At 37.2% G+C, this 12,652-nt stretch carries 16 protein-coding genes; 5 read left to right on the plus strand and 11 right to left on the minus strand.

Translation table 11 applies throughout. The features are described 5' to 3' along the window. Nucleotides 1-16: 16 nt before the first annotated feature. A complete protein-coding gene (locus tag DBX25_RS16790; RefSeq protein ID WP_108671935.1) occupies nucleotides 17-412 on the minus strand; it encodes a ferritin-like domain-containing protein in 396 nt (131 codons plus the stop codon). A gap of 133 nt (nucleotides 413-545) precedes the next feature. Here DBX25_RS16790 and DBX25_RS16795 point away from each other — a divergent pair, with 133 nt between their 5' ends. Next, a complete protein-coding gene (locus tag DBX25_RS16795; protein ID WP_108671936.1) occupies nucleotides 546-758 on the plus strand; it encodes a YheE family protein in 213 nt (70 codons plus the stop codon). A gap of 121 nt (nucleotides 759-879) precedes the next feature. Next, nucleotides 880-1,086, plus strand: coding sequence for a hypothetical protein (locus DBX25_RS16800; protein ID WP_108671937.1), 207 nt, complete (start codon nucleotides 880-882; stop codon nucleotides 1,084-1,086). 137 nt (nucleotides 1,087-1,223) lie between these two features. Here the strand turns inward: DBX25_RS16800 and DBX25_RS16805 are convergent, their stop codons facing one another. Beyond that, nucleotides 1,224-1,484 (minus strand): metal-sensitive transcriptional regulator, encoded by a 261-nt coding sequence (locus DBX25_RS16805; protein ID WP_108671938.1) that lies wholly within the window; start codon nucleotides 1,482-1,484, stop codon nucleotides 1,224-1,226. A 136-nt stretch (nucleotides 1,485-1,620) separates the two neighbouring features. Between DBX25_RS16805 and DBX25_RS16810 the strand changes: the two genes are divergently transcribed. Together DBX25_RS16810 and DBX25_RS16815 are read left to right on the plus strand one after the other, a co-directional pair. Then, nucleotides 1,621-2,517: a PucR family transcriptional regulator gene (locus DBX25_RS16810; RefSeq protein ID WP_157951006.1), complete on the plus strand. Its 897-nt coding sequence runs from the start codon at nucleotides 1,621-1,623 to the stop codon at nucleotides 2,515-2,517. A 111-nt stretch (nucleotides 2,518-2,628) separates the two neighbouring features. Beyond that, the gene (locus tag DBX25_RS16815) at nucleotides 2,629-3,741 is read left to right on the plus strand and encodes an ABC transporter ATP-binding protein (RefSeq protein ID WP_108671940.1); all 1,113 of its coding nucleotides are present in this window, start codon (nucleotides 2,629-2,631) and stop codon (nucleotides 3,739-3,741) included. Nucleotides 3,742-4,083: 342 nt separating this feature from the next. Here the strand turns inward: DBX25_RS16815 and DBX25_RS16820 are convergent, their stop codons facing one another. Further along, nucleotides 4,084-4,326 carry a hypothetical protein gene (locus tag DBX25_RS16820; RefSeq protein ID WP_108671941.1) on the minus strand — a complete coding sequence of 81 codons (243 nt, stop codon included), beginning with the start codon at nucleotides 4,324-4,326 and terminating at the stop codon, nucleotides 4,084-4,086. A gap of 366 nt (nucleotides 4,327-4,692) precedes the next feature. Here DBX25_RS16820 and DBX25_RS16825 point away from each other — a divergent pair, with 366 nt between their 5' ends. Then, complete coding sequence (locus tag DBX25_RS16825) at nucleotides 4,693-4,902, plus strand: alpha/beta-type small acid-soluble spore protein (protein ID WP_108671942.1); 210 nt, start codon at nucleotides 4,693-4,695, stop codon at nucleotides 4,900-4,902. A gap of 69 nt (nucleotides 4,903-4,971) precedes the next feature. Here the strand turns inward: DBX25_RS16825 and fumC are convergent, their stop codons facing one another. The 8 genes from fumC to sigY form a co-directional block, all read right to left on the minus strand. After that, nucleotides 4,972-6,357, minus strand: coding sequence for a class II fumarate hydratase (gene fumC / locus DBX25_RS16830; protein ID WP_108671943.1), 1,386 nt, complete (start codon nucleotides 6,355-6,357; stop codon nucleotides 4,972-4,974). 436 nt (nucleotides 6,358-6,793) lie between these two features. After that, nucleotides 6,794-8,797, minus strand: coding sequence for an ABC transporter ATP-binding protein (locus DBX25_RS16835; protein WP_108671944.1), 2,004 nt, complete (start codon nucleotides 8,795-8,797; stop codon nucleotides 6,794-6,796). Then, nucleotides 8,794-10,545, minus strand: a complete 1,752-nt coding sequence (locus tag DBX25_RS16840) for an ABC transporter ATP-binding protein (protein ID WP_108671945.1) — start codon at nucleotides 10,543-10,545, stop codon at nucleotides 8,794-8,796. Before DBX25_RS16840 ends, DBX25_RS16835 begins: the two co-directional genes overlap by 4 nt. 448 nt (nucleotides 10,546-10,993) lie before the next feature. Further along, nucleotides 10,994-11,308 carry a YbjQ family protein gene (locus tag DBX25_RS16845; protein ID WP_108671946.1) on the minus strand — a complete coding sequence of 105 codons (315 nt, stop codon included), beginning with the start codon at nucleotides 11,306-11,308 and terminating at the stop codon, nucleotides 10,994-10,996. Continuing rightward, nucleotides 11,289-11,492, minus strand: coding sequence for a hypothetical protein (locus DBX25_RS16850; protein ID WP_108671947.1), 204 nt, complete (start codon nucleotides 11,490-11,492; stop codon nucleotides 11,289-11,291). Before DBX25_RS16850 ends, DBX25_RS16845 begins: the two co-directional genes overlap by 20 nt. Nucleotides 11,493-11,504: 12 nt before the next feature. After that, on the minus strand, nucleotides 11,505-11,702 hold the full coding sequence (locus tag DBX25_RS16855) for a sigma-Y antisigma factor component (protein WP_108671948.1): 198 nt from the start codon (nucleotides 11,700-11,702) through the stop codon (nucleotides 11,505-11,507). Then, on the minus strand, nucleotides 11,699-12,049 hold the full coding sequence (locus tag DBX25_RS16860) for a YxlC family protein (RefSeq protein ID WP_108671949.1): 351 nt from the start codon (nucleotides 12,047-12,049) through the stop codon (nucleotides 11,699-11,701). The genes DBX25_RS16855 and DBX25_RS16860 overlap by 4 nt, the downstream gene beginning before the upstream one ends. Beyond that, nucleotides 12,009-12,590, minus strand: a complete 582-nt coding sequence (gene sigY / locus DBX25_RS16865; RefSeq protein ID WP_240620373.1) for an RNA polymerase sigma factor SigY — start codon at nucleotides 12,588-12,590, stop codon at nucleotides 12,009-12,011. Before sigY ends, DBX25_RS16860 begins: the two co-directional genes overlap by 41 nt. Between the last annotated feature and the right edge of the window lie 62 nt (nucleotides 12,591-12,652).

A 12,652-nucleotide genomic window follows, 5' to 3' on the forward strand; every position in this document is an offset into this window, starting at 1 on the left:
GACCGAGGAATCCGGTCTACATTAAAGAACCATATATCGTCGAAAACCTTGTTGCATGTTCCATTTCATCTGTCATCGCTACGAACAATGGCTGATAGGCTTGTTGATTTGGCATTTCAAAAAGCATATCCCTATAGGTTTCAGCAGCCTCCAGCTCATCTTTTAAAGCAATCAGAATTGCCTCTTCAAATGACTTGTATTCCACTTTACCTGGTTTAACATCATGATATTTTCCCGTAAGCAAATAGTGTAAATACTGAAAGGACTCATAATGTTTTTTTTCATCATCTCTCGCATGCTCAATAAATTCTATATAGAGTGGATTACTAGTTTGACTCATTAATTTTGAATAGAACTCATGGGCCGTCCATTCATCATTTATAGAATTCTGTAATTTCTCTAAAAAAGTCATAAGAAACTCCCCTTTCTTTAATCCAGCTATCCATTCATCTCTATGAAGTACACTTTTGTCATATTCTTTCTAACGAAAAATAATTCTGATAAAATTGAATGGTCACTTATGTACATACAAATGGGGGGACTATATGATATCGCATTTTCAATGGAAAAATTTATATGGGGATGAACAAATCCCGGGGTGGAAGCTTTCTTTCTTTTTCAAAAAGCAATCTTTCCAAGCCATATATAATCAAAATGGCAGTATTGAGTGGATTGGACCATCTCCTGCACAGGAGGATGTAAAACAAGTACAAGCACAAATACAGGAGCTTATGCTTTTCCACGTATATGATAAATAATTGTTCGACTCCATCCTTGTTTATTGGAGATTCGTTAGGATAAACTAAACGTTTCCTGTACAAACTGATAGGCAGGAAGGTTTATTTCTTCCTCAATCTTCTTAAAAAAGGGGCGATTAGAATGGGCGATCCTAAAAAGGAAAACTCTACATTTTGTGCGGACTGTGGTCATGAAGGAAGAGAAAAAGCCTTTATGGATGTCGACCGAATGATCAATGAGGGAATGGGCGGAGGATATGTTTCCAGATATGAAACAGACCCCAATATACCAGAGGCATTGGATTTAGTCGAAGAAGAACCGCCTGCTGACTATTCGCACCTTAAATAGAAAAGCGAAAAATGCCAATTATTAGGGAACGTCAGCTAAGGGCCGCCGCACCCTGTGGAAGTCGTATAGGCTAGACACTGTTAAAAAGTCAACACTATATCAAAAAAATCCTCACCCTTTTTGAGGGATGAGGATTTTTAACGGCTTTTTACAATCATGTTCACAGCTTCCTTAATGGCATCTTCAGCATTTTGTCCATTAGATTCCGCTTCGCGAATACAAGATTCCAAATTTTTAGCGACAATATATCCAATTGCACGATCTACAGCTGAACGTACAGCAGAAAGTTGCGTGATTACATCTCTGCAATCTTTGTCTTCTTCCATCATTCTTAAAACTCCGCGAACTTGACCTTCCATCCTACGAAGCCTGTTCTTCATCTCTTGTGAATAATCCATCCTTTTCACCTCACTATACACTACCCCCTATTTTATGCAAAATGCGTGGAAATATCAAAAGATAATTACAACAACTTGACCACTAAAGGAAATTAAAAGAAACTTGAAGCAGGATAATTTACTAATGGGGGCATTTATGATCGAAAATCTTAAACAAAGATACCCAAGAAGCATTGATTGGAATGAGAACGTTTTAAATTATGAGAAATATTTATGGATAGAGGTTTCGGAAGATTCTACATTAGGAATCCCATATGAAGATTTGACAGAGCAAGAAACAAGCCTCCTCTCCGTTCTTTTCAAAATCCATGAACCTACTAAGAATCTGCCATTACATTCCTTAAAAAAAGAATGGATGGATTATTTGAAAGGTAAGAGTGTAGTTACACCTATTACGAATCATAAAAATATGCTAGTAATTCAATTTTTTGTCTTTTCCTCATCTTTCAATAAAGATGAATTAGAAGAAGGCATTTCTTCTTTTTTAGACTTTGAGCCATACATACTCTGGGAGTCCTTGCAAAAAGGTTGCTTTATCCTTTTTGAAAAGGAAGAAACCATTCTGTCTCTACTCCAAGAAATGATTTCAACGATTGAAGCAGATTTTTATATTAAGTTGCAAATGTATGTTGGTAAATTCCATCCAATTGACAACAGCATTCCCCTACTATACAAATATGAACAAACCTGTTTCGAAATTGGGAGCAAATTTTTGAATAACAAGAGCTTAATTTCTTTAGTAGACGTGTTTCCCTATCTTATCCTACAAGGGATTGGTACTGAACTCGTTGACTATTTAATTAACGATTTGTTAGATGAAACAATCATAGACCACGAATTAATTAAGACAATAAAAACGTATATAGAATCCAATTCCAATGCATCTTTAGCTGCAAAAAAGTTATTTATTCATCGCAACAGCCTTCAATATCGAATTGATAAGTTTATTGAGAAAACGGGGCTCGATATTAAGTCCTTCCAAGACGCAATGGTCGCCTATCTGGCCATCATTCTTTTTGAAAAATTTGATTAACGTATGCAATATGCCTAATAAAGCGTTTTCATTTTTGTGCAAGATGAACATTTTCATTCCCATGCTTGTTTTATAAACTAGGACTAATCGTAAAAACATGGAGGTTATATCATGGCTGAAATTCGTTTAGAACATATTTATAAAATTTATGATAATAAAGTAACTGCTGTAGAAGACTTCAATCTTCATATTCAAGATAAAGAATTCATCGTTTTCGTCGGTCCATCTGGATGTGGTAAATCCACTACTCTACGTATGATTGCTGGACTTGAAGAGATTTCGAAAGGTGATTTCTACATTGATAATAAACGTGTAAATGACACACCGCCAAAAGACCGTGACATTGCAATGGTATTCCAAAACTACGCACTTTACCCACATATGTCTGTTTACGATAACATGGCATTCGGTTTGAAATTGCGTAAAATGCCTAAAGATGAAATCGATCGTCGTGTTAAAGATGCTGCTAAAATCCTTGGACTTGAAACGTACCTAGACCGTAAGCCAAAGGCACTTTCTGGTGGTCAGCGTCAACGTGTGGCCCTTGGACGTGCAATCGTACGTGATGCTAAAGTCTTCCTAATGGATGAGCCTTTATCCAATCTAGACGCAAAATTGCGTGTACAAATGCGTGCTGAAATCGCAAAGCTTCATAAGCGCCTAAACACAACAACAATCTACGTAACACATGACCAAACAGAAGCAATGACAATGGCGACTCGCTTAGTTGTTATGAAAGACGGAATCATCCAACAAGTTGGTGCTCCAAAAGACGTTTATGAGAAGCCTGAGAATGTATTCGTAGGTGGATTTATCGGTTCACCAGCCATGAACTTCCTACACGGTAAATTAGAAGATGGATACTTCGTAGTTGGAGATGTTAAAGTAGCTGTGCCAGAAGGAAAGATGAAGGTTCTTCGTGAACAAAACTATATCGGCAAAGAAATCATCCTTGGAATTCGTCCCGAAGATTTCCACGATGAGCCGGTATTCATCGAATCTTCTCCAGAAACAAAAATCTCTGCACATATCGAGGTAGCAGAATTAATGGGTGCTGAATTCATGCTTTACTCTACGATTGGTGGCCAAGAATTCGTTGCACGTGTTGACGCTCGTTCTATTGTTAAACCTGGCGACACAATCGATTTAGCTATCGCAATGAACAAAGCTCACTTCTTTGATAAAGATACAGAATCACGCATTCGTCCTGCTGGCGAAAAATAATAAAATGTAAAGGCACGTCTTTAGATTATCTGATCAATCTAAAGACGTGCCTTTTTTGTGTGCTATCATGTATGGGATATTGTCGAAAAATCGTTAAATTGGATTATTTGAAAGTATTTTTGAGGTTTCGAAAGTATTTCTTCCAGTTTTGAATGTATTTTTTGATTTTCGAAACTATTTACGCTATCTTCGAAAGGATCTTCCCTCTCCTCCTATTAAGGAACGCTATCCGAACCACCTTTAAAATCATTTAATGGTATATTGTTCATCTAACTTGACCATACCTTTAAATAAGATATTTTTGACAGTAATTTGTGGCACAATCGGCATCAAGCTTACCTTTTATTCCTTTATTTCCACTGTCTGCATTGCTCCGCATTGCCCGCATGAGAATAAATGAATACATATTCCGGTTGCTAAAGATTGCGCCATTCCGTCCACTAACTTCGAAACCTCAATATCCTCATAAGCACTATATTCATCCAAGTAATCCGTTGTTCTGCCCGCATCTACCATAGTAGCTGAACAGTTCGAGCATTGAAGGGTTTGTTCACTAAATCCATTGCACAAGGGACACATCGCCATCGAAATTCATTCCTTTTCAATAGAGTGAAATCATCTAATTAAGTCATACTAGTATAGTTAGAAACTAGAGCTGAAAATATGTAAGAAGACAAAATTATATCCAATATTTACTAGTCAAAAAATAAGCATAGTAAATCGTTCTTTTCCCATAATAGAAATACAGCAGCACCACAAAGCAGCTGAGGGACAACCTCCCTTCCTAACAATGGGTTAAGCCAGTAATTAGGGCACCTGAAGATCATAGTTTCACTTGACAATATTCCCTTTACAAGACGATGAGTAAAGTATGAGATTAAGATTCCTTCAGAATGCTGGTGCAAGTCCAGCTAACCCACCCAAAAAAATTTTATGAGGAGATGTAAAACTATGACAAACCAATCTAGAAGTTCCTCAAACAACCTAGTAGCACCTGGAGCACAAGCTGCAATCGATCAAATGAAGTACGAAATCGCATCTGAGTTTGGTGTACAACTTGGCGCAGACGCAACATCTCGTGCAAATGGATCAGTTGGTGGAGAAATCACTAAACGTCTTGTACAAATGGCTGAATCTCAACTTGGCGGATACTCCAAGTAATTTACACCCAATTAATTGTTAAAACTTAATAACATGGCTAAGCCCCCGTCGTAATGGCGGGGGCTTCGATTATTTTTCGTTTATCATTTTTGTCACGTCGACCCATTCTTTGAATTGTTCTTCAGAAACATACTGAAGCTCTATTGCAGCTTCTTTAAGGGTACTACCATTTTTAAAAGCTAGCTTTGCAATTTCAGCAGCTTTTTCATAACCGATATGTGGGTTTAATGCCGTAACTAGCATTAGAGAACGCTCAACATTTTCTTGTATTTTGGAGACTATAACATCAAGACCTTCTAAGCAGTTCTTGCGGAAAGAATCCAAGCCATCTGATAATAAACCTACAGATTGTAAGAAATTATAGATAATCACTGGTTTATAGACATTTAATTGGAAGTTCCCTTGTGAAGCCGCAAAGGATATGGTACTGTCATTCCCAAAAATTTGGGTCGCTACCATTGTAATAGCTTCACTTTGGGTTGGATTGACCTTACCAGGCATAATGGAGCTTCCTGGTTCATTAGCAGGGATACTCAACTCACCTATACCACTTCTTGGTCCACTCGCTAACCACCGAACATCATTGGCAATTTTCATAACATCCATGGCTAACGCTTTTATGGCACCATGGGCGTACACCATCTCATCATGACTTGTCAAAGCATGAAATTTATTGGAAGAACTGCTGAATGGAAAAGACGTCATGCTTCCCAATTCCTTTGAAACCCTCTCACCAAATTCCGGATGAGCATTAATCCCCGTACCTACGGCTGTTCCACCAATTGCCAATTGAAGCAATTCTTTTGAACTTTCCTCAATCATATATTTTGATTTTTCAAGCATTACCCTCCATCCACTCACTTCCTGACTCACCGTTAGCGGTGTTGCGTCCTGCAAATGAGTACGGCCAATCTTAACAATTCCAGCAAATTGTTTTTCTTTTTCAGTAAAAACAGAAATAGATTGTTGAATTGAAGGTAACAGTTTTTTATGAATAGATAGATAAGCAGCAATATGCATAGCTGTAGGAAAAGAATCGTTAGAGCTTTGTCCCATATTCACATCATCGTTCGGATGTAAACGTTCATTGTAACCCCCATCCTTTAGCCATTCATTTCCCTTATTGGCAATCACTTCATTTAAGTTCATATTTGTCTGAGTGCCACTTCCTGTTTGCCAAACGGATAATGGAAAATGTTCATCCAGCTCACCGTTTACAATACTATCGCAAACTATCCCGATGGCTTTTGCTTTTTCACTGGATAACTTCCCTAATTCTCGATTGATTGTAGCCGCCGCTTTCTTTAACATCGCATAAGCATAAATTAAATCTAACGGCATTTTTTCAGATCCGATGACAAAGTTTCGTCTACTTCTTTCAGTTTGAGCACCCCAGTACTTATCCTCCTGGACTTCAATTTCTCCGAGAGAATCCTTTTCAATTCTTGTTTTCATACAATCATCTCCCATCTTGGAAAGCGAATTAGATGTTGAAGTAAGTTTCGCACAACACGCAAACTGTATAACAAAGCTAAACAATGTGCCTACCTTCAAATATTTATGCTTTCGTCTACCATAATTTATTCCCCTTCTTTTTCCATTCTTAACGTTTTCATTAGAAAAAAAGCCAGTCATCCTATTTAGAAGAAATCTTCCTAATAAGTGACTGGCTTAACGTTCTTTCCATTATTTAGCTGTAAATAAAGTATACCCCATATAGAAAACGAGCGTCATAATGCTTGCAATTGCAAGTGTTACAGAAAATTCCTCCATCACATTTGCCTCCCTAATAGATTCTATAGTTAAATTACCATAGGAGCTTTAAGTCATTGGGAGACAAAACAGAACATTCTATGACAGGAGGGTGAACATTTTTTGAACGGAGGACACGTTATGCAATTCCTTTCCCAACACCCAACTGAAGCTCATACATATTGTAGTACTTTCCTTTTACTGCCATTAATTCATCATGTGTTCCTCGTTCCACAATTCTACCTTTATCTAGGACAAGAATTTGATCTGCATTTTTTATGGTGGAAAGACGGTGAGCAATGATGAACGTCGTTCTCCCCTTCTTCAAAACATCCATTGCTTCCTGAATAATCGCTTCTGTTTCAGTATCGATACTAGAGGTTGCCTCATCTAATATTAAAATCGCTGGATTAAAGGCAAGTGCCCTTGCAAAGGAAATTAATTGTCTTTGACCAGAAGAAAGGGTGCTTCCTTTTTCAATCACCTCTGAATCAATCCCCTTTTCTAAGTGGGACAAAACAGTATCCGCTCCAACGTCTTTCAATGCTTTTTCGATTACTTCACGTGAGATTTTTGGATTGTTTAAACTCACGTTCGTAGCGATTGTACCCGTGAATAAATAAGGATCTTGCAATACAATTCCCATATGTTCACGTAATGTTTGACGTGGAATCGATTTTAAGTCGGTACCATCCACAAGAATTCTTCCTTCGTTTGTATCATAAAAACGGAATAAGAGATTCATGATGGAACTTTTTCCAGAGCCAGTATGACCAACTAGCGCGATTGTTTCCCCATGCTTGGCACTAAACGTCAAGTTCTTCAAAACATATTCCCCTTCTTTATATCCAAAGGAAACGTTCTGGAATTCTACATTCCCTTCATAACGTGGAATATGTTCTTCACTGACATCAGTCCCTTGTTCATCTAGCAATTCAAAAACTCTTTCTCCTGCAACCAACGCCTGTTCAAGGTTCGCAAACTGATTGACGATATTCTGAACGGGGTGGAACAAACGGTTAATGTAATCCACTATGGCATATAGCATCCCTAATGAAACTACAGTTTCAACATTAAGTGTAAGATTTCCAAAATACCAAATGAAAGCTACAAAAGTGAAATTGCGCAGAATTCCTACTAAATTATGTGAAGTCAAGGAATTCAATCGAAGCATTTTATTTTGAAATTGGAAATGCTCATCATTTAATACTTTAAATGAATTTGCCGTTTCTTTTTCCCTTCCAAACGCTTGGATGATAGGCATTCCTTGAATCGATTCATTAATCATTCCATTAATGTCACTGACTCGAGCTCGAATGACTTTATTATAAGTGGAAGCATATTTACGATACAGGATCGTCCACACAATCAAAATAGGCACTAAAATCAAACATAGTAATGCGAGCTTTACATTCAAAATACTTAATGCAATATAGATCCCAATAAGATAAATAATACTTGAGAAGAAATTTGCTAAAACTGTTACGTATAGTTCTTTGATTGCTTCTGTATCATTCGTAATTCTTGCCACGACTTTGCCAGCAGGCAAATTATCAAAATACGAGATAGGCAGCCTGGAAATTTGTTTAAACACATCGTTTCTCATTTTTTGAATAACTCGGTTTGCTGCTTTTTGTAGGTAGTAACGTTGACCATATGAGAAGAAAGACGCTACAACTAATAATCCAAAATACAGAGCTATTAGCTGGATGATTTTTGAAATCTCAGGCTCGTAAAATTTCATGATCTCTTGGCTTTCCAAGAATTGAACATCATATGATTTTCCATCGACAGTTAGAATCGTACCTTCAAGGGTTCTTTGTCCTTCCAATGGGATATCTTCCTTTGAAAATACAAATTTCAATCCTTGTTGAAGGAGTACCACTTGTTCTCCCTTTTCTTCTTCCTCAGTAAAATAAGCTTCACGTTTATACCAAGTTCCTTCATACGGTACAGCATTTTCACCTGCAGTCGTTTCATACCATTTGGATTCAATTCCAAGTATATGTGAATCAATGATTCTTTTTGCTACGAATGGACCTGCCAAATCTGCTGCAACACCAATTGTCAGCATGACTAATGCTACGATAATAATCCCTTTAAAGTTTACTGCATATTGATACAATCTTTTTCCTGTACTCATAATGTCACCTCCGCTTCTTCTTCGAATTGTTGTCTTTCAAATTGCTCTTTATACCAGCCACCTAGGCTTAGAAGTTGTTCATGTGTTCCTTCTTCGATGATTTTCCCCTCATCAAGGACAATAATCCAATTAGCATGCTGAACGGCAGACAGTCTGTGCGTTGTTATCAAAGTAGTCTTTCCACTCCGCTCACCTTGAATATTTTCAATGATGTTTTTCTCTGTTTTCGCATCCACAGCAGATAATGAATCGTCTAATATCAAAATCTCAGGATTTCGTATCAAAGCACGTGCAATTGAAATCCTTTGCTTCTGTCCTCCCGATAATGCAACGCCTTTTTCACCAACTAGGGTTTCTAACCCTTCAGGTAGCATTTCCAAATCTTTTTTGAAGTCAGCTAGTTTAATGGCTTCCTGTAGTTCTTCTTCCGTTGCATCCATTTTACCGAAGAGGATGTTTTCTTTTACTGTTCTCGAGAATAAAAATTGGTCCTGTGGCACGTAGCCAATCCAGCTTCGGATATCTTCAAGCTTAATGTCTTCAATTTTCGCTTCCGATACGAACAATTTTTGCTGTTCAACCGGATATTCACGAAGTAATTGTTTAATAAATGTTGTTTTTCCACTGCCTGTTTTACCGACAATGCCCAACGTTTCCCCTGCTTCAATATGAACCTTGATATCTTCCAGATTTTTTCGTGTAGAAGTCGGATAAGTAAAGGACACTTCATTGTAGGAAATATTAGATGGAACTAACCCCTCTGCAGGTTTCGCGTTGTCTTTTACATCTTCTTCATAGGATAAGGTTTCTTGAACACGATCCAATGAGGCATTTCCTCTCTGAAGAATGTTAATTAACTCCCCAATCGCGAACATTGGCCAAATCAACATTCCTAGATAAACGTTAAAGGATACAAGGTCTCCTAAGGTAATTGATTGCTGAAATACCAGCTTGGCTCCATAACCTAAACCAATTAAATAGCTCATTCCCACTAAAATTTTTATCGTAGGATCAAATAAAGAATCAATTTTTGCAACCGATAAGTTTTTCTTAAATACATCTTCCGTCATTTCAGCAAATCGATTTTCATCGCGTCTTTCCTGCACATAGGCACGAATGACACGTACACCAGCAACCGATTCTAGAACACTGTCATTCATATCTCCAAATGCATCTTGTGCATCCATGAAACGCTTATGAATTCGCTTCCCATAAATATTCATTAGCAAGGCCATGAACGGAAGGGGAAGAATGGAAACAATCGTTAACTCCCAACTGATGAAAAAGCCCATGGTAAACAAAATGGCAAACGTATATAAGAAGGAATCAGCAAAAGTCAAAATACCGAATCCAGCGGTAGTCGAAATCGCCTTTAAATCATTAGTCGCACGCGCCATCAAATCTCCAGTTCGGTTCTTTTCATAAAAGGTAGGTGTCATTTTTAATAAGTGACCCATAAAACGGGAACGTAGCTTTCTTTCTAGCAAAAAAGCTCCTCCAAACAATTTGTAAAACCAATTGTAACTTAAAATATAAAGTGCTAAAGCTGTTCCTACTAGAATCAACAAGTACTGACCCAATTTTTCAGCTGTTAATGTCCCAGTGTGTATTGCATCAATAGACATTCCAACCAGTTTAGGCGGGACCATATCTAGAACATTTACAATCGTTAAGAACAGGATAGCAATGGCATACCGTTTCCAATTCTCTTTAAAAAACCAACTTAATTTCTTATAAATCGAAAACACAATAGTTCCTCCTTTGTAGTCAATTGAACTTTATAACTAGCCACTTTCTAGCTCCGGTAAAGGTACTAAAATAATTACACCTTTATTCATTGAAATCTCCTCCTAAAAATATTGAATAGAGTCTTTGTGACTCTTATTTCCCAAATAAAAAGGCATCTGCATAAAAGCAGATGCCTAGAAAGGAGACGTGTAGACACGAATCCCCTTAAAAACAAATGCGCATGCAACAAAAATGCAGCATGCGCACTTAAATTCATTAATATCCAAATATGGAAAGTAAATAATCCATTAAGCGGTGGGCTGCATCGTATGAAGTTTTGGTTGTACTGCTACAATTTCGTTGATGAATGTTCTAACCAAAACCATGCTAAGCCCTCCTTTTCATTAATTATTCTTTGTTATCTTACTACTCAAAGGATAATAATGTCAATTAGTTTTTTCGAAAAAATCAGTCAACTAATACAGCTGTTCCGTAAGCGATGATTTCTGCAGTATTTTGCATAACAGCAGCAGCTTGTAATCTCATGCCAACAATAGCATTAGCACCTTTTGACTCCGCATCGGCTACCATTCTAGCTATTGCTTTGCTTCTTGCTTCATCCATCATTTCTGTATATTCCTTAATCTCTCCACCTACAATGGTTTTGAACCCTGCTAACAAATCTTTTCCGATGTGTTTCGACTGGACTGTGTTTCCTCTGACATAGCCTTTTAGCTCTTTTATTTCTTTTCCTGGAACGTAATCAGTAGTTACGATAATCATTTGGATCTTCCTCTCGTTTTTCTTTTTTTCTTTCATAAAACATGATTATGAATAAAAGCAATAATGCTATTCCATAAATGATATATAAAGTTATCGCCCATTTCATATTGATAAACAGCAGGACTAGACCTACTAATTGTCCGATGATAATCAAAACGAGCATGAATAATTTTAACCCTTGCATAAAGAAAACTCCCTACTCTTGGTCTTTCTTATAAACTTTTCGAATCAACAACATATATATCAAAATCGGCATGGGTGCTTGAATAAGTCCCACAATTCCCCAAAACCAATAATTATGTCCGTGCTTTCTTGCATCAATGAACAAGAAGATGCTTTGGGCCAAGAGAATGACGACTACAAACGGCAACATAACTAACTCGGCCTGTGTCATGACTCATTCACCCGCTCCTTGATGTTTGTATATGCAAAATATCCGATAATTAATAAGCAAGTCGCCCCTTGTAAAATTCCAAACATCATTGGCAATTGTACTAATGTAAACAGTACGGCAGATAAAACTAGGCAGGCGATAATGGAGAAAATGGTTAATTCACGAATCCACTTTTTCTTTGCCATTTCTTTTTGAAGTTGAACCTGCTCCTCGAACCATCTTAAATCTGGTGTATATACTTCAAACATGTCATCCATTTTTTGAAGACTATCCTCAATTTTTTGAATGGTTTCTTCCTGTTCTTGTTCAAATTGTGAAGGAAGTGGTACGATTTTTTCCTTTTTCATCCAGCTTCAACTCCTTTCTGACGGTCAGGATACCATTATGAATTCTAGATTTGACGGTACCTTCTGCAATTTTCATGATTGTACTGATTTCCTCATAGGAGTATCCATAATAATGCTTTAGTATAATCGGAATTCTAATTTCATCACTTAATTTACCTAAGGCGTCTATGCAATCATTCCAATCCTCATTCCGTGATTCAAATGACCATTTCATTTTCCTTAAATGCTGTTCAGATAGTTTCCAGTTTTGCTCTCGCTTCTTTTTTCTTGTCTGGTCAATATAAAGATTAGTGGCTATGGTGATCAACCATGTTAAGAACTTCGATTTACCATTGTAACTGGCCAATTTTTCAATAGCTTTAGCCATCGTTTCTTGAGCAAGGTCTTCTGCTGTCTCCGGACTAAATGTGACTTTAATCAAATATTTTACCAGTATTGGATAATTTTGTTGAAACAACATTGCGAAAGCCATCTGGTCGCCCTTTCTTGCACTAGCAATCAGGTCTTTTTCATCCATGGCTACAGCCTCTCTTTCTTCCATCTCCTATTCACTTTTACACATTAGACGTGCTACTCATAAAAAAGTTCAGATAAAAATAAAAA

This window comes from Peribacillus acanthi, from assembly GCF_003073175.1.
GTDB lineage: Bacteria > Bacillota > Bacilli > Bacillales > DSM-1321 > Bacillus_BN > Bacillus_BN acanthi.